The 16,937-nt window shown below is 64.5% G+C and carries 14 protein-coding genes; 7 read left to right on the top strand and 7 right to left on the bottom strand.

Annotated elements, in window-relative coordinates:
- Positions 1-52 precede the first annotated feature (52 nt).
- Genes AXW67_RS37460 through motA form a run of 3 tightly spaced genes read right to left on the bottom strand, consistent with a single transcriptional unit; the run spans position 53 to position 2,179 of the window.
- Positions 53-364, bottom strand: coding sequence for a hypothetical protein (locus tag AXW67_RS37460; RefSeq protein WP_027556631.1), 312 nt, complete (start codon positions 362-364; stop codon positions 53-55).
- Positions 345-1,286 carry a flagellar motor switch protein FliM gene (locus tag AXW67_RS37455; protein WP_027556630.1) on the bottom strand — a complete coding sequence of 314 codons (942 nt, stop codon included), beginning with the start codon at positions 1,284-1,286 and terminating at the stop codon, positions 345-347. The genes AXW67_RS37460 and AXW67_RS37455 overlap by 20 nt, the downstream gene beginning before the upstream one ends.
- Positions 1,283-2,179, bottom strand: coding sequence for a flagellar motor stator protein MotA (motA, locus tag AXW67_RS37450; protein ID WP_027556629.1), 897 nt, complete (start codon positions 2,177-2,179; stop codon positions 1,283-1,285). Before motA ends, AXW67_RS37455 begins: the two co-directional genes overlap by 4 nt.
- Before the next feature lie 138 nt (positions 2,180-2,317).
- Between motA and AXW67_RS37445 the strand changes: the two genes are divergently transcribed.
- The 7 genes from AXW67_RS37445 (at position 2,318) to AXW67_RS37410 (ending at position 12,116) form a co-directional block, all read left to right on the top strand.
- Positions 2,318-3,106, top strand: a complete 789-nt coding sequence (locus AXW67_RS37445; RefSeq protein ID WP_063681936.1) for a DUF1217 domain-containing protein — start codon at positions 2,318-2,320, stop codon at positions 3,104-3,106.
- 3 nt (positions 3,107-3,109) lie between these two features.
- Complete coding sequence (gene flgF / locus AXW67_RS37440; RefSeq protein ID WP_027556627.1) at positions 3,110-3,838, top strand: flagellar basal-body rod protein FlgF; 729 nt, start codon at positions 3,110-3,112, stop codon at positions 3,836-3,838.
- Between the two features lie 36 nt (positions 3,839-3,874).
- Entirely contained in the window at positions 3,875-5,200 is a 1,326-nt protein-coding gene (gene fliI / locus AXW67_RS37435) for a flagellar protein export ATPase FliI (protein ID WP_027556626.1), read from the top strand.
- Between the two features lie 829 nt (positions 5,201-6,029).
- Entirely contained in the window at positions 6,030-6,665 is a 636-nt protein-coding gene (locus tag AXW67_RS37425; RefSeq protein ID WP_063681934.1) for a MarR family winged helix-turn-helix transcriptional regulator, read from the top strand.
- A gap of 1,607 nt (positions 6,666-8,272) precedes the next feature.
- On the top strand, positions 8,273-9,337 hold the full coding sequence (locus tag AXW67_RS37420; protein ID WP_063681933.1) for a ketopantoate reductase family protein: 1,065 nt from the start codon (positions 8,273-8,275) through the stop codon (positions 9,335-9,337).
- 297 nt (positions 9,338-9,634) lie between these two features.
- Positions 9,635-10,459, top strand: coding sequence for a YkgJ family cysteine cluster protein (locus AXW67_RS37415; RefSeq protein WP_027556611.1), 825 nt, complete (start codon positions 9,635-9,637; stop codon positions 10,457-10,459).
- Positions 10,460-10,604: 145 nt separating this feature from the next.
- Complete coding sequence (locus AXW67_RS37410) at positions 10,605-12,116, top strand: helicase HerA domain-containing protein (RefSeq protein ID WP_063681932.1); 1,512 nt, start codon at positions 10,605-10,607, stop codon at positions 12,114-12,116.
- Here the strand turns inward: AXW67_RS37410 and AXW67_RS37405 are convergent, their stop codons facing one another.
- The 4 genes from AXW67_RS37405 to AXW67_RS37390 all read right to left on the bottom strand — a co-directional run bounded on the left by AXW67_RS37405 (position 12,117) and on the right by AXW67_RS37390 (position 16,890).
- Positions 12,117-13,175 (bottom strand): HoxN/HupN/NixA family nickel/cobalt transporter, encoded by a 1,059-nt coding sequence (locus AXW67_RS37405; protein WP_201723762.1) that lies wholly within the window; start codon positions 13,173-13,175, stop codon positions 12,117-12,119.
- Between the two features lie 303 nt (positions 13,176-13,478).
- On the bottom strand, positions 13,479-14,219 hold the full coding sequence (locus AXW67_RS37400; protein ID WP_063681931.1) for an ABC transporter ATP-binding protein: 741 nt from the start codon (positions 14,217-14,219) through the stop codon (positions 13,479-13,481).
- Positions 14,216-15,067, bottom strand: a complete 852-nt coding sequence (locus tag AXW67_RS37395; protein ID WP_063681930.1) for an ABC transporter ATP-binding protein — start codon at positions 15,065-15,067, stop codon at positions 14,216-14,218. Before AXW67_RS37395 ends, AXW67_RS37400 begins: the two co-directional genes overlap by 4 nt.
- Positions 15,067-16,890 carry an ABC transporter permease gene (locus AXW67_RS37390; RefSeq protein ID WP_063681929.1) on the bottom strand — a complete coding sequence of 608 codons (1,824 nt, stop codon included), beginning with the start codon at positions 16,888-16,890 and terminating at the stop codon, positions 15,067-15,069. Before AXW67_RS37390 ends, AXW67_RS37395 begins: the two co-directional genes overlap by 1 nt.
- Between the last annotated feature and the right edge of the window lie 47 nt (positions 16,891-16,937).

Here is a 16,937-nt window from a genome sequence, read left to right as displayed (position 1 = left end):
CGCGCCGACGCCGGCTGACGTTCCGGTCATCCGCGCCTGACAGGCCCCCGCCTCAATGCTTGTCCTTGTCGCACCCCGTGGCCGCTGCGGGCATGAACCCGCGCCGTGCGTCGAGTGCCGCGATCGCGTCGTGCGCCTGATCAATCTTCGCGCTCAAAACATTGGCGAGTCGCCCGAGATTGGCCGTGGAATCGTGCGCCGCGGTAATCACCGTATCGAAGGCGCCAGCCGTTTCATGGACGATCGTGGAGAATTCACCCTGATAGCTGCGCAGCCGCGCCAGCTCGCGGTGCATCCTGGTCACCCGCATGCTGGTGAAAGCGAGCGCGATCAGCAGCACGACATCAACGAGATAGGATATCATCGACGAACTCCCGTTTCTGATCGACGGGATCTGCCACCTGCATGGCGTAGTAGCCATCAAGCTGGCCGATCTGGCACCAGAACAGCACCTGGTTGTTGCTCTCAAGTCGGGCCAGCGTGCGCGGCGTGGCCTCGAGTTCGAGCACCTGCCCGACATGGAACTTCACGACGTCGCCGAGCGAGAGCATCTTCTCGTCGAGCACCGCGCTCAGCGTCACCTCGGTTCGGTGGACCTCGCTCTCCATCTGCTCGCGCCAGTGCGGATCGGCCGCGCGGCCGTCGCTGACGACGACGTGAGCGAGCTTCTGGCGCAGTGGATTGAGTGCCGAGTGCGGAATGATCAGGAACATCTGGCCGCCGCGGTAGAGTGCCTGCAGCATGATGTTCGCACAGATCGACATGTTGCCGCTGCGCCCGATCGCCAGCGACGCCATGGCGGTCTCGACCCGCTCCAGGCGGAACGTGACTTCGGAGGTGCCGGCGAACGCAGATTGCAGCGACTTGGCAAAACGTTCGAACAGCGCCTGCACCAGGCGGAGCTCGATGTTCGAGAACGAGCGCTCGACGTCGATCGGCGGCTCGGCGCCGTCGGAGCCGAACATCGCCTCGACCATCGTGAACACGAAGTCGCGGTCGAGCATGATGATGACGCGGGAGTCCCACTGCTCGGCATAGAGCACGGCGGCGACCGCGTTGGCTTCGTAATCCTTGATGATGTCACCGACGCGATCATTGGTGATGCCATTGACCGAGAAGTAGCAGGGCGTTCCCGCCATCGGCTGGAGGCTGTCGGTGCACGATGCCGCCATGCGATCGAAGATCACATTGAGCATCGGCATCCGCTCGATCGAGATACCGGCGGCGTCCAGCAGATAGTTTGGCAGCTGCTTCCGTTGATCGACGTCGAGGTCTTCCATCGTCATGCGCGCGCAGCCTTCGGTTCAGCCTCGGTCACGACGGCCTTGGGACCCGCAATCGTCTCGTTTTCGACGACGTCGATCGACGGACGCTCGTTGCTCGAGATCATTTTGCGGCCGTGCTCGACCGCGATCTGCGGCATGGCGCCGTTCATAAAGGCGAGCAGCGTCTGCTTGACGATGATGTAGGGCCGGCAGCGCTTCTCGCGCGTCATCTTGATCTTGATCGCGAAGGGCGAAATGATGCCGTAAGACAGGAAGATGCCGGCGAAGGTGCCGACCAGGGCCGCTCCGATGAAGCCGCCGAGCAGCTTCGGCGACTGGTCGAGCGCGCCCATCGCCTTGATGACGCCGAGCACCGCGGCGACGATGCCGAGCGCCGGCAGCGCCTCGGACACCGTCACCAGCGAATGGTAGGGCGCCAGCTTGCTCTTCACGATGGTGTGAATCTCCTCGTCCATCAGCGCCTCGATCTCGTGCGTGCGCGCGTTTCCCATGATGATGAGGCGCACATAGTCGCAGATGAACTGAAGCAGCGACGGGTCGCCGAGCACGCTCGGGAACGCCTTGAAGATCTCCGAGGACGAGGGGTCGTCGATGTGGGCTTCCACCTCGTTGCGGCCCTTGCCGCGCAGCTCGCGCATCAGGGCATGCAGAGCACCGAGCAGATCGAGATAATAGCGTTCACTGGGCACCGCGCCGGTGATGGCCTGCATGCACGCAAGCCCGGTGTCTGCGACCACCTTCCAAGGATTGGCCACGATGAAGGTGCCGACCGCGGTGCCCATGATGATCACGAACTCCCACGGCTGCATCAGCACGGCCAGATGCCCGCCCATGGCGGCAAATCCGCCGAGCAGCGCCGCAACCGTGATGAAAATCCCCACGAAACTGCCCAACACGCCGCTCCATCGCCGATCCCATCGGCAACATCTATGCGCCGACGCTTGCGCGAAGCTGGCTTCCCCCTCGCCAGCCCCGCGCAAGCAATCCGCGGCAGCTTGGGACCATGTCGCAATCGCGGCCGGAGGTGTGCCATGCTGTCCACAATCGCGGACTACACGAGAATAACCAAGGACATGGGCAAGTCGCTGACGCTGGTCGCGAAGCAGCCGGATGTCAGTCGCGAGACCGATTATTTCCTCGCCAACATCGGCAAGGTGAAGACCATCGACGACTTCCTGAAGGACTATCGGCTCTATTCCTACGCGATGAAAGCCTATGGCCTTAGCGACATGACCTACGCCAAGGCATTCATGCGGAAGGTTCTGACTGAGGGGATCGCGACCAAGGACGCCTTCGCCAACAAGCTCTCCGACTCCCGCTACCGGGAATTCGCCGCCGCGTTCAATTTCGCCGCCCTCGGCGCCCAAGCGACCCAGACCACCCAAGCCACGACCGGCACGGCGACCCAATATGTCACGCAGACGATGGAGCAGAACGCCGGCGACCAGAACGAGGGCCTGCGGCTGGCGCTCTATTTCACGCGCAAGGCCTCCACGATCACCAACGCCTACCAGATCCTCGCGGACAAGGCGCTGACGCAGGTCGTGCAGACGGCGCTAGGCCTGTCGGCGACCGTCAGCTCGGCCGACATCGACGCCCAGGCCAAGATGATCACGAGCAAGATCAACATCACCGACTTCCAGGACCCGACCAAGGTGAGCAAGTTCGTGCAGCGCTTTGCCGCAATGTGGGATGCGACCCAGGCCCAGAGCGACAACTCGACCAATCCCGCGCTGGTCCTGATCGGCGGCGCGTCGACGAGTGCCAGCATGGACACCGACATGCTCTCGAAGCTTCAGTCCATCCGGTTCGGGAAGTAAGTCATGCAATCGGCTCTCTATGTGGGATTGTCGGCGCAGGTCGCCCTCGAAAAGCGCCTGCAGACGATCGCCAACAACGTCGCCAACGTCAACACGGCGGCGTTCCGCACCGACGTGGTGAAATTCGAGACGGTGCTGTCGAAGGCGGGTGCCAATCCCGTCGCCTTCTCCTCGCCCGGCGACAACATCATCTCGCGCGAGGCCGGCAATATCACCGAGAGCGGCAACCCGCTCGACGTCGCGGTCGTCGGACAGGGCTGGCTCGCCTTCGCCGGCCCCAACGGTACGGTCTATACGCGCGACGGCCGGCTCCAGATCGCCCCCAATGGCGACCTTCAGACGGTGAGCGGCTTTCCCATCATCGATGCGGGCGGTGCGCAGCTCACGCTCGATCCGAACGGCGGACCGGTCTCGATCTCGCGCAGCGGCGCGATCACCCAGGACAACAACGAGATCGGCACCATCGGCCTGTTCAACATCCCTGCCGACGCCAGTCTCGACCGCTACGGCAATTCGGGCGTCGTCCCCGATCGTCCGGCGACCGCGATCTCCGATTTCACCCGGGACGGCTTCAAGCAAGGCTATGTCGAGGGCTCCGGCGCCAATCCGATGCTCGAATTGACGAAGCTGATGTCGGCCTCGCGCGCCTTCGACAGCACCAATTCGATGATCGAGGGCACCGAGAGCTCGCTCCAGAACGCAATCCGGACGCTGGGCGAGCCCGGCAAGTAGACTGCGCCTCGCGCGCGATGACGGTGGACAATTTCCTTGAACGCTCTCCGGCAACTTGAGTGGGCGCTGCTGGAGCTTCAGCAGAGCACCCCCCTTGCAAGCGTCAGCGGCGCGATCTCCGAGATCGCCCCGACGCATTTCCGCGTCTCCGGCCTGTCGCGGTTCGTCAGGCTCGGCGAGCTGATCGGCGTCAATTCGGCAGGCAAGCCCCAGATCGGCGAGGTGGTGCGGATCGACAGCGACGGCATCATCGCAAAACCGTTCGACCGGCAGTTCTCCGGCGGCCTCGGCTCGATCGCATACCGGATGCCGCCATTGTCCTTCGCGCCCGATCCGAGCTGGAAGGGCCGCGTCATCAACGCGCTCGGCGCGCCGCTCGACGGACAGGGGCCACTCACCCCTGGATCGCGGGCGGTGTCGGCGGAGGCCGAGGCGCCGCCGGCGATGAAGCGGGCCCGCGTCCACAAACCCTTGCGCACCGGCGTGCGGGTCATCGACCTCTTTGCGCCGATCTGCGCCGGCCAGCGCGTCGGCATCTTCGCCGGCTCCGGCGTCGGCAAATCGACGCTGCTCGCGATGCTCGCCCGCAGCCAGGGATTCGACACCGTCGTGCTGGCGCTCGTCGGCGAACGCGGCCGCGAGGTGCGCGAATTCATCGAGGACGTGCTGGGCAATGACCGCGCGCGCGCCATCACCATTGTATCGACGGGAGATGAAAGCCCGATGATGCGGCGGCTGGCGCCGAAGACGGCGATGGCGGTCGCCGAATATTTTCGCGACCGGGGCGAATCTGTCCTGCTCGTGGTCGATTCGATCACCCGATTCGCGCACGCCGCCCGCGAGGTCGCACTCGCCGCCGGCGAACCCGCGGTCGCCCGCGGCTACGCGCCGACGGTCTTCACCGATCTGCCGCGCCTGTTGGAACGGGCAGGCCCGGGTGAGGAGGGATCCGGCAGTATCACCGGCATTTTCTCCGTCCTGGTCGACGGCGACGATCACAACGAGCCGATCGCCGATACCATCCGCAGCACGCTCGATGGGCACATTGTGCTTAGCCGTCACATTGCCGACCAGGCGCGCTATCCGGCCGTGGACGTGCTGGCCTCCGTCTCCCGCCTCGCCCATAACGTCTGGGATCCGGAGGAGCGTGAGCTCGTCAGCAAGCTGCGCACCATGATCGCCAAATACGAGGACACGCGCGACCTCCGCCTGATGGGGGGGTACCAGTCCGGGCGTGATTCGGGCCTCGATCAGGCGGTCGACATGGTCCCGCGGATCTACAGCGCAATGCGGCAAGACACGTCGGCTCCACCAAGCGCCGATCCATTCCGCGAGCTGCGGGACATGCTCAAGGGCGACTAGCGGCCAATTCCCGCCGCGCGGCGAAGCCATAGGCGCTTCAGCGCGATCGCTGGGGCCGTGGCTGGGCCCGTGCGGAATGCGCCCGCAAAAATACGCAGGGCTTCCGTCGTCAATAGCCTCATCCGTTCGGTTGATTGCATTAGGGGAACACCCACGACAATCCGCCCCCTCTCGCAGAACGCGAACAACCGCCGCGTGCAATTCGTACACATTCCCCCGCCGATTCTAGCAACCCGATTGCGCAAGTTGTGGATGACGGAGCGGCGTACATCTTCGTCATGCACAAGCTCTGATCAACTTGCGTCAGCAGGGGCCAACAATATGCGTGCAATCAAACTGTCGTATAGTTCACAGCATCTCGCTTCATAGATAGAGAATATCGTTCACCATCATGTGTTCTCCGTAGCGAGATAGAGTTGAACGTCATCAACGTTTGCAACGACATCCACTCCAAGAGCGTCTCTACTTGATTTTGTTGAGAAGCTCATTCATCGTTTCGGCGGAATATAAGAAACGTTGCTTGTGACTTGAACTCAGGGGCTTCGGTTGAGCAATTCCGATCCATCGTCCGGTAGTGACGGCAACTCGGGCCCCCGTTCGACGACGTCGCGATTGGCATGCCATCAGCGACGCAGCTTCTCGTGCCGGATTCCGCGGCGCGCAGCAGGCCGGACCAGCTTCGTAGCGATGCATGTCTTTGAGCGGAAGCCGGGCACGATGTGCTCACCGGATGTTGCCGGCTATCCAGCTTCTCGCGAAGGATTCGTGCGCGATGGTGGAAAGCGGCTTCGGGGCGCCGCAGGCGAGATTCCCGGGGCGAGGTAGATCCATGCCATTGGCACGCGAAGCGGTCGAGCTGCTGGTTCAAGCGGCGAGGGCCTGGTATTTCGAAGGCAATCAGCATGGATTGCGCGACCGCGAATGGATGGCGCTGCGTTTCCTCGGGCGCGCCAACCGCTTCTCGCGCACGCCGTCGGCGCTCGCCGGTTTCATCGGTGCTACGCGCGCGACCGCATCGCAAATCGTGAAGACGCTCGAGAGCAAATCCTTCCTGGTGCGAAAGCCCTCGCATGAGGACAAGCGTTCCGTCGTGCTCCACGTCACCGCGCAGGGCGAGAAGTGCCTGAGCCAGCATGATCCGATCAATCACGTCATGAACGCGGTCGCCGCGCTCGGCACCGAGGAGTGCATGAGGCTGCGCGACTCGCTGACGAAGATCCTCAATCACCTCGATGCGACGCATCAGCGGCTCAACGCCAGCATCTGCCGCGACTGCATGTTTCTCGCCGAGCGCGGTCCCGCGACGGGCAAGACACGCGCGAGCGCTGAGTTCATGTGCCGGCTGTATCGCGCGCCCATCTCGCTCGAGGAGACCGAACTCCTCTGCACCAGCTTCGAGCGCACCCGCGACCGCCCGAAGATCGAGGAACATCTCGATCGCGCCCGCGTCGCCAGCCAGGGGTGACGCGACAGGCTGCGGACTGATGCGCCGGACGCGCAATTTCCGGGCGAATAGCACGAACAGATTTTACGGAAAATTTCGCGAGATGATGCGCTCGCATCACCGGTGAGACAGCCGTAACGAATGGCTATGCCTCCGATGTCGTCCTGGCGAAGGCCAGGACCCATAACGCGGAATCTATCGATTCCGAACGGTGGGAGTACCGAACGACGAGTTTTCGCCAAATTATGCCCTGGGGTAATGGGTCCCCTGGCTTTCGACCAGGACGACGTTAGTGAGACATTGTGCACATTGTCTCCATACACTCGTCATTGCGAGCGCAGCGAAGCAATCCAGGCTGCCGCCGCGGAGGGATTCTGGATTGCTTCGCTGCGCTCGCAATGACGGAGCAAGGTCCGGCATCGTCGGTCTTCGGCTTACATTCGAAATCGCAGACACACCTTCGCATTCTCGCAGCTGATTTCGCCCGAGCTTTGCTTCATCTCTCCACCCCCTTCAATCAAGAGGGCGCAGGGAAGGCCGGGTGCCGGCTGGCACCCACGGTCCGCTGTGCGCATGTAGCGCAATCAGAAACTGCACAGCGGCATACAGGTGAAGCCCAACACGCGGCCTTCCCTGCGCAGTGGGTTGACGGCTTATGCCGTGCTCTCCCGGGAGCCGAGTTCCTTCTGGCCTCCCTCGCCTCGCGAATTGACGATGCAGTCCGCCCGGTCGGGCTCGCTTGCACCTCCGCGAAAGGCTTGACCGTAGCAACGACGGCCAGGACCACACGGTTTTGCCGTACGCGCGTTCGTCGATCGCCACAGGGTCTCCGGCGGTGTGCACGCGCACCGGAAATGTTGGCGAAGCGAACCGTCAGCGCCGCTCGTCTGCACGCTGCCTCGGGCTCACAGGGACTACCCGCCCTGCCCGCGCCTCTCGTGTCGACGCTGCCGCGTCCACCGCAACCCGGCCCGCGATATCGTGACGACGTACGATCGCCCCTCTTGGTGGACCAGGATGGACGACAAATACGATAAATCCGAATTTCGGTAAAGCGGAATCTTTTCGCGCGTATGACTTGACAGGCTTCGGAAGCGGCGTCGGTGTTTTGCCCGTCGGGCAACGTGGCGACCGCCGCCTCTATGGTCGCGCCTCGGTTCGAGATCTTTGGTTCGCACCCAAAGACATTGTAATGACCGTACTAACCGCAACTGGCACAGACTGCATATCCCATCCAGCTTGACCTTAAGTAACCAGCGCGGATGTCGAATGAAGTCCTGCTTCGAGTCCTCATTGTCGTTCTCGGTTTTGTACCGGTCGTGCTGCTGGCGCTGCTACTGTTCTGGAAGTAGAGCCGCCTTAACGGGTCGGCGCGAAGCGCAGCGAAATCCGGGCTCTTCAAACGGACGCAGCGATCCCGGATTGGGCTTCGCGCCATCCAGGCCAAGGAGGGACAGCGCTGGCCGGTGCGCCCTCTAGAAGGCGAACGAAGCAGGAATCGCGGCGACCGCCTTGTATGCATTATCCCAGTTGCCATCCCGAGGCACTTCGCTTTACATGCCGCTCAAATCCGCCCCGGACGGCACGTCCGGGGCGGAAAATGGCACGATTTGTCAGAGGGGAAAGCCATGGCGCGCAACATTCTGATCCTGGGGGCCTCTTACGGCTCGCTGCTGGGCACCAAACTGTTGATGGCGGGGCACAACGTGACCCTGGTCTGCCGCGCGAAGACCGCGGAGCTCATCAATCGCGACGGTACCGAGGTGCGCATCAAGCTGCGCGACGAGGCGGTGCATCGCGCGATCTTCTCGCGCGACCTACCTGGCAAGCTGGATGCTGTGACGCCGGCCAATGTCGACGTCTCCCGTTACGACATGGTGGGCCTTGCGATGCAGGAGCCGCAATACGCCAACCACACCGTCCGCGTTCTCATGGTCAAGATCGCCGCGGCGAAGCTGCCGTGCCTCTCGATCATGAACATGCCGCCGCTACCCTATCTCAAGCGCATCCCGACGCTGGCAGACATGGACCTCGAGGAGGCCTACACCAATGCGCAGGTGTGGGAGCGGTTCGAGCCAGGCCTGGTGACACTCTGCTCGCCCGACCCGCAAGCATTCCGTCCGCCGGAAGAAGCGGCGAACGTGCTGCATGTCGGCCTGCCCACGAACTTCAAGGCGTCGGCGTTCGCGGACGAGAAGCACAACAAGGTGCTGCGCGAGCTCGAAGCCGACATCGATGCCGTCACGCTCGATGGCCACGACGTGCCGGTGAAGCTGAAGGTGTTCGACTCGCTGTTCGTGCCACTGGCGAAATGGTCGATGCTGCTGACCGGCAACTACCGCTGCATCACGCCGAACGATCCGCAGTCGATCCGCGACGCCGTGCACAGCGATCTTACGCGCTCGCAGACGATCTACGATCATGTCGACGCCATCGCCCGGCGCCTCGGCGCCGACCCGCAGGACCAGGTGCCGTTTGCCAAATACGCCAAGGCCGCCGAGAGTCTGCTCAAGCCGTCATCGGCGGCGCGAGCGGTCGCAAGCGGCGCGCCCTTCATCGAGCGCGTCGATCTCCTGGTGAAGCTGATCTCGCATCAGTTAGGTGTGCCCAATGCCGAGATCGACCGCACGGTCGAGATCGTGGATCAGAAGCTGAACGAGAAGATCGTGCAGGGTGGATCGGGCGCGCAGTAACGAGGAATGGCGCGGCCGGGAAGCCGCGCCAATTTGCACCAAACCTCATCAGCCCGGTTTCCTGATGCGAACCGGGTCGGCCTTGGGCGTGGCCTCCAATTCCATCGTGATTTGGTCCGAACTGGACCATCACGGGTGCTGCGCCATTTGCGCAAACATCGCATACATGCGACTTCTAGCTATGAGCGGGGTGCCGAATTGCCCCGCCCTGCGATAGGTCCGGATACCGGTTCCCCGGGGCCGCAGGTTCCCGGCCGGCGTGAGCCGGATAGAAGACGGAAGAACAAGTAGACGACGATGGATCAGGCGACGCTGCAGATCGTTCGCGCGGTGGAGGCCGGCGCGACGACGATGAAGGGTATCGTTGACGCGACCGGATTGTCCCGCCTCAAGGTCGAGCGCGCGCTGAACGCGCTGGAGAAGCAGAAGCTCCTCATTCGCGATGGCCAGGGTTTTCGGGTCGCCGGTCGACAGGCACCGCCGCCGCCTTCCCGGCAATGCGGATCGTGTAATGCCTGCTGCGACATTCTCGAGGTGGCTGCCGTCGACAAGCCGGTGAACCAACTGTGCAGGCATTGGCAAACCGGCACGGGATGCACCATCTATGACCGCCGTCCGCAGATGTGCCGCTCATTTGTCTGCGCCTGGCTGCAAGGCCATCTCGACGACGACTGGTTTCCCGAGAAGGCGGGGCTCATCGTGCATTTCAGCCAGGACGCGGTCAACGTCACGGTCGATGACCATTGCCCCGATCGTTGGCGGGAAGAGCCCTACTTCAGCAAGCTCAGCGAATGGTCGCTGAACGGCATCAAGCGGATCGGAAACCGCGGTTATGCAACCCTCGTCGTCTCCGGCCCCGACAAATTCCTCCTGCTCGGCCGCACCATCGTCCCCGATCCGACGCTGTTCGGCACCGCCTTCCTGCCCCTGACGTCAGACACGTTCCGATTCTGGAAGGCGAAGTCGCCCGAGCATTTGCAGCGGCTGCATGCGCGCGTTGCCGAGATCGAGCGCATCCGGCAGGAATTCGGCTCCTGCGCCATCCCTGAGAACGAGGATGACGACCCGCAACCGCCTTACCGGCCCGCGCTGCTGCGATTGTCGAATCACGCGAGCGCCTGAACCGCGCGACCACACCTGAGCATGCGTCGACGTGTTCCCTGAACGCAGCCGTGGGCAACGCCGCGTGATTCGCGATGCACCGCTCGACGCGCCGCGATCGGGTTGGTAAGCCGCTTGCCGCGAAGGGAAGGCTTTGAGTCGGGACATGACGGTTGCGATCGAGATGGGGCAGACCACGGCGGGCGCCGCGGCGGCCATGGACCTCGAGGAACTGCTCGCCACCCGCCTCCTGGTGCAGGGCAATTCCGGCTCCGGCAAGTCGCATCTCTTGCGACGGCTCCTGGAGCAGAGCGCGCCCTGGGTGCAGCAGGCCATCATCGACCCCGAGGGTGATTTCGTCACGTTGGCCGAGCACTTCGGCCACCTCGTGATCGACGCCGAGGATCATACCGAGCGCGGCCTTCAGGTCGCCGGCGAACGCGCGCGGCTACATCGCGTCTCCACCGTGCTCAATCTCGAAGGGCTCGATGCCGAGAACCAGATGCGGCGCGCGGCGGCGTTCCTCGGCGGACTGTTCGACATCGATCGCGACCATTGGTATCCGATGCTCGTGGTGGTGGACGAGGCGCAGCTGTTCGCACCCGCTGTTGCGGGCGAAGTATCGGACGAAGCACGAAAACTCTCGCTCGGCGCCATGACCAATTTGATGTGTCGCGGCCGCAAGCGAGGGCTTGCCGGCATCATCGCGACCCAGCGGCTGGCCAAGCTCGCCAAGAACGTCGCGGCGGAAGCCTCCAATTTCCTGATGGGCCGGACCTTCCTCGACATCGACATGGCCCGCGCCGCCGATCTGCTCGGCATGGAGCGGCGGCAGGCGGAGACCTTTCGCGATCTCGAGCGCGGACAGTTCATGGCGCTGGGCCCGGCGCTCTCGCGCCGGCCCTTGCGCCTGCACATCGGCCCGACCGACACCAAGCCGCGCAATGCCACGCCGCGGCTGCTGCCGCTGCCCGAGGCGACGCTGGAGGACGCGCGTGCGGTGATCCTTGCGGCACCGCCGCTGGAGGCGAGCCGCCCGCAGCGCCGGCCAGCGCCGGATCTGCTCGAGCAGCTCAGGGCGGCGAAATCCGCCGCGATGGAAACCCGCCCCGAGCCGATCGAGCTACCGGTCAGCGCCGAAGAGCTTGCGGAACGGCGCGAGCGCGTCGATCGAACTTTACGCGCCGTGCTGGCCGAGCCTGACGCCGGCTTCCGCGCCATCGGTGTGCTCTATCAGGAGTTCGTGGTCCGATGCCGCATCGAGGGGCTCGGGTCGGCCGTGCCCGATCTGAACGAATTCCGCCGCATGCTGACCCATGCGCGCGCGGGGCTCGGGACCGAGCTGGCCGAGGACGACGCCTGGCAGGAAGTTACGCTGCGCGCCTCCATCCTTCCCGACGACATGCAGGGCGTGTTCATGATGATCGCTCGCGCGGCCAAGGAGGGCTGGCCGTGTCCGGGCGACGCCGCGATCGCGCGCGCCTATGGCTCGCATTCGCTGCGTCGCGCGCAGCGGCTGCTCGGCTACATGGAGGAGCAGGGCCTGATCGTCTGCCAGCTCGACGGCGGCGGACGCAGGATCGTGACGCTGGTCGAGCTCGCCTGGGCGACCGCGCCCGGCGATCCCAACGGCGATGACCAGCCGGTGGAGCAGGCGCAGAGCGCAGCTTCTGCCTGATCAGGCGGTCGACGCTTGCGCGGCCGCCGGCTTCGTCACGGCTTGGCCGTTGGCTGGAATGGGCCTGTCGCCCGTAAACATGCGACGATAGAGCACGACCGAGACGAGCCAGGCGATCACGAACAGCGCGATCACCGCCAAGCCGAAATTCGCGAGCGACTCGTTGAGGGCATCGATCCGCGTCCACAGCCCACCGGACAATGCGAGGCGGTCGCCGATCAGGCCGAGCGCCTCGATGCCGCCGATGAACAGGGCAACCGCGACGGAGGCGCCGGTAATGGTCAGGTTGTACCAGAGCTTGCGCAAGGGATCGACGAAGGCCCAGCGATAGGCGCTCACCATCAGCGCGGAGTCGGCGGTGTCGACCAGCGCCATGCCGGCGGCGAACAGCGCAGGGAAGACCAGGACATGCGCCAGCGAAACGCCGCGCACGGCCTCGGTGGCGGAGATGCCGAGCAGCCCGATCTCGGTTGCGGTGTCGAAGCCGAGCCCGAACAGCAACCCAAGCGGATACATATGCCGGGACTTTGTCACCAGGCGGAACATGGGGCCGAGCATGCGCGCGAGAAATCCGCGATTGGCGAGCAACGCATCGAGCCCTTCGGCGTCATGAATCCCGTGATCGCGCGCGGCGCGAAACGTCCGCCACAGGCCGGCGAATATCATGAGGTTGAGGACCGCGATCACGAGCAGGAAGATCGCGGAGACCGAGGTGCCGATCAGGCCGCCGACGGTCTTGAGCAGGCTGTCACCGCCAAGGCTCACCACGCCGAGCGCCAGCAGCATGGTCGCGACCACGACAACGGTGGAATGTCCGAGCGCGAAATAGAGACCGGCGCTTCGCGGCGCCGCGCCCGCGTGCATCAGCTTGCGCACGACATTGTCGATGGCGGCGATGTGGTCGGCGTCCACCGCGTGGCGCAGGCCGAACACCCAGGCGAGCAGCGCAGTCGCCATCACCGCGGGCCGGTCTGCGAAGAGCACGAGAGCCCAGGCCCAAGCGGCGATGTTGGCGATGACTAGACCGCCGAACAGCAGCGCCAGTTTGGGCTCGACCATCCGCAAAGACCATCTCGTCACGAACACATTCCCGCTCACCTTCCCGTATGATCTTTTCATGAAATGATCACACTGGCTAGTGCCATCCCGGCTCATCGCAGGGTGATCGCATATGCGAAATTTGCGGGAGGTCGTCATGCCCGGACTTGTCCAGCATCCACGATCTTTGTGCTGCAAGGCAAGGCGTGGATGGCTGGGTCATGGGCGAGCGGAAGCGACGCCGGCCTTCGGACGGCCATGCCCGGCCATGACGATGTGGAAGCATCAGCGTGCTACCGAGACAGGCTTCGTGCAGAGACCGCGTTACGCAGCCTCGGTGCCGCCGAGATACGCGTCGCGCACGCGAGGATCGTCCTTCAGCGCTCGCGCGGGGCCGGAGAGCACGATCCTGCCGGTCTGCAACACATAGGCTTCATGCGCGATCTCGAGCGCGAGGCTGGCATTCTGCTCGACCATGAACACCGACACGCCTTCCTGGTTGATGGTGCGGATCAGCTCCAGCACGCGGTCGACATAGAGCGGCGACAGGCCCATCGTCGGCTCGTCCATCACGATCATGCGCGGCCGGCTCATCAGCGCGCGGGCCATCGCGACCATCTGTTGCTCGCCGCCGGAGAGCGAGCTGGCGCGCTGCGACAGCCGCTGGCCGAGTTTCGGGAAGAGCGCGAGCATCCGCTCCAGGTCCTGCGCGACCTCAGCGCGATCGTTGCGCACGAACGCGCCCATCAGGATGTTCTCCCTGACGCTCATGTCGGCGAACAGCCGCCGCGCCTCCGGCACCGACGCGATGCCGCGGCGAACGATCTGCGGCGTGGTCAGCCCGAGCAACGAAGAACCATCGAAGGTCACCTCGCCCGAACGCGGCTTCACGAGGCCCAGGATGATCTTCATCGTCGTCGATTTGCCGCTGGCATTGCCGCCGAGCAGGCAGACGATATGACCGCGCCCGATGCTGATCGACAGATCGAAATGCACCTGCGCCTGGCCGTAGAAGGTGTTGACGTTCGACAGCACGAGGAGAGGATCGGGTGCGGTGCTCGTCATGCCGCAGTCTCCTGCTCATCCTCGGACCGCGACAGGCCGTGGCCGAGATAGGCCTCGATGACCTTGGGATCGTTGCGCACGTCTTCGCCCAAGCCTTCCGCGATCTTCTTGCCCTCGTCCATGACCATGACACGGTCGGAGAGGCGCATGACCATTTCGAGCTTGTGCTCGATCAGGAGGATGGTCAGGCCTTCCGCCTTCAGCTCGGCGACGAGCGCCTGCATCTCCGCCGTCTCGGTCGGATTCATGCCGGCGGTGGGCTCGTCGAGCAGCAACAGGCGCGGCTTCAGCGCGAGCGCGCGCGCGATCTCGACGCGGCGGCGGTTGGCATAGGACAGGCTGTAGGCGGGCTGGTCGATCCGCGGCAGCAGCCGCTCGCCGAAGCGCGCGAGAATGACCTTCACCTCCTCGCGCAGCCGCTCCTCCTCGGCCCTGACGCTTGCGGGACGCAGCAGCGCCAGCCCCAGCTCCAGCAGCGGGCCGATCACCGGCACGGCCGGCTTGACCGCACGCAGCCGCGTGTGCGCGCCGATCAGGACGTTGTCCATGACGCTGAGATTACCGAAGACGCGGCCAAGCTGGAAGGTCCGCGCAATCCCCTGCCCTGCCAGCGTTTCCGGCAACAGGCCAGTGATGTCGCGCCCTTCGAGACGAACCTCGCCGGCATCGGGCCTATCGTGCCCGGTCACGAGGTTGAACAGGGTCGTCTTGCCGGCGCCGTTCGGGCCGATGATGCTGACGAGCTCGCCCCTCGCGAGATCGAGATCGATGGCATCGACGGCAGTGAGGCCGCCAAAGCGCCGCGTCAGGCCGCGAACGGACAACATGGGTGCGTTCTGCTCGGCCATCAGATCGTCCCCAACAGGCCCTGCGGCCTGAACCGCACTAGGAGCAGAAGCACGATGCCGTAGATCAGGATGCGGTACTCCGCAGCAATGCGGAAGACTTCGGGCAAGCCGACCAGCGCGACCGATCCGAGAATCGCACCGACGACATTGCCGAGGCCGCCGAGGATCACGACGGTCAGCGCCAGGATCGATTGCTGCGTGTTGAAGGTCTCGTGATTGATGTAGGAGTAGAGATGCGCGGCGATGGCGCCGCTGACGCCGGCGGCGAAGCCGCCGAAGATGAAGGCGAGCGACTTATAGCGGTTCAGGCTGAGGCCATAGGCGCGCGCGGCGATGTCGTCGTCGCGAATGGCGCGGAAGCTGCGACCGAGATGCGATGTGAGCAACCGCCCCTGCAGCAGCGCCAGCACGACCATCACCGCAAAGCTGAACCAGTAGACCGACGATGCGCTGATCAGGTCGTAGCCGAACAGTGACAAAGGCGGAATCCCCGAGATGCCGATCGGGCCACGCGTCACGCTCTCCCAGTTCAGGATCACCAGCGACACGATCTCGCCGATCGCGAGCGTCGCGATCGACACGTAATGCCCACGCAGGCGAAACGACGGCGAGATCAGGGTCGTGCCCAGCGCCGCACTCATCAGGCCTCCGGCAATGACGGCGAGACCGACGGGAACGGACAGGCTCAGCGACAACAGCGCCGAGGTATAGGCACCGATCGCCAGCAGTGCGGCATGCCCGAGCGAGACCTGCCCGATCGTGCCCGCAACCAGTGTCAGGCTGAGCGCGAGCATGCCGAGCAGCCAGGCGTTGATCAGCGTCTGGAGCACGTAGAACGAGACCGGAAACAGCGGCAGGATGGCAAAGCCGCCGACTGCGACAGCCAAGGCCCAGCGGGGAATGCGCAACGGGCGACTCGGCGCGATGAAGGTGCCGGTGAGCGGCTCGGGCGGTGCCTGCCGCGCGCTCGCGAACAGGCCGTTCGGCCGCAGCACCAGAACCAGCACCAGCAGCAGGAACGCGAACAAATTGCGATAGCTGGTGCCGAACACCGCAACGCCGTAGCTTTCAACGAGTCCCAGCAGCAGGCTGCCGACCACGGCGCCGGGCACGTTGCCGGCGCCGCCGACGACTTCGGCGACGACGCCCTTGAGCGTCGCCTGCAGGCTCATCGCCGTGTCGATCTGGTTGTAGTACATGCCGACCAGCATGCCGGACACGCCGCCGAGCGCCGCGGCGATGCCGAATACGGCCTGATTGACGCGATTGACGTCGACGCCCATCTGCATCGCCGCGTCGCGGTCCTGCGCGGTCGCCCGCACCGCCCAGCCGAGCTTGCTGTAGCGCAGGAACACAAAGAGTAGCAGCGCGCTGGTGAGACCGACGCCGGCGATCAGGAGGTCGAGCAGGCCGATCGTTCCGTTGCCGACCTGGAAGCGCACGTCGGGCAACTGGCTCGGCAGCGCGCGCGGGTTGGGGGAGAAGGTGAGCATCACGAGCTGATCGAGCACGAAGCTGATGCCGATCGTCGCCAGCAGCGGCGCGATGCGCGCCGAATTCTGCAGCGGCCGCAGGCCGAGGCGCTCGATGATCAGTCCGACCAGCGCGGCGGCGACCGCGACCACGACAATGGTGAGGGGCAGCGGCGTGTGCAACTGCACCACCGCCACCCAGCCGATATAGGCGCCGACGAGATAGATCGAGCCCTGGGCAAAGTTGATCAGGCGGCTGACGCCGAAGATCAGCGCGAGCCCGACCGCAACGAGGGCGTACACATTGCCGACGATCAGCCCGTTGATCGTGTAGTCGAGCCAGGAAGCCACGCGATGGTCCCAATGAGAGGAAAGCGGCCGGAGCGATTACTCCGGCC

Source organism: Bradyrhizobium neotropicale (genome assembly GCF_001641695.1).
Taxonomy (GTDB): Bacteria; Pseudomonadota; Alphaproteobacteria; order Rhizobiales; family Xanthobacteraceae; genus Bradyrhizobium; species Bradyrhizobium neotropicale.
Note: the sequence above shows the minus strand (reverse complement) of the source record. Positions and strands in the feature narration are given on the sequence as shown.

Coding starts and splice junctions, on each gene's coding strand:
- AXW67_RS37460 (WP_027556631.1), bottom strand. CDS start 364: ATGATATCCTATCTCGTTGATGTCGTGCTGCTGATCGCGCTCGCTTTC.
- AXW67_RS37455 (WP_027556630.1), bottom strand. CDS start 1,286: ATGACGATGGAAGACCTCGACGTCGATCAACGGAAGCAGCTGCCAAAC.
- AXW67_RS37445 (WP_063681936.1), top strand. CDS start 2,318: ATGCTGTCCACAATCGCGGACTACACGAGAATAACCAAGGACATGGGC.
- flgF (WP_027556627.1), top strand. CDS start 3,110: ATGCAATCGGCTCTCTATGTGGGATTGTCGGCGCAGGTCGCCCTCGAA.
- AXW67_RS37425 (WP_063681934.1), top strand. CDS start 6,030: ATGCCATTGGCACGCGAAGCGGTCGAGCTGCTGGTTCAAGCGGCGAGG.
- AXW67_RS37420 (WP_063681933.1), top strand. CDS start 8,273: ATGGCGCGCAACATTCTGATCCTGGGGGCCTCTTACGGCTCGCTGCTG.
- AXW67_RS37415 (WP_027556611.1), top strand. CDS start 9,635: ATGGATCAGGCGACGCTGCAGATCGTTCGCGCGGTGGAGGCCGGCGCG.
- AXW67_RS37410 (WP_063681932.1), top strand. CDS start 10,605: ATGACGGTTGCGATCGAGATGGGGCAGACCACGGCGGGCGCCGCGGCG.
- AXW67_RS37405 (WP_201723762.1), bottom strand. CDS start 13,175: ATGGTCGAGCCCAAACTGGCGCTGCTGTTCGGCGGTCTAGTCATCGCC.
- AXW67_RS37400 (WP_063681931.1), bottom strand. CDS start 14,219: ATGACGAGCACCGCACCCGATCCTCTCCTCGTGCTGTCGAACGTCAAC.
- AXW67_RS37395 (WP_063681930.1), bottom strand. CDS start 15,067: ATGGCCGAGCAGAACGCACCCATGTTGTCCGTTCGCGGCCTGACGCGG.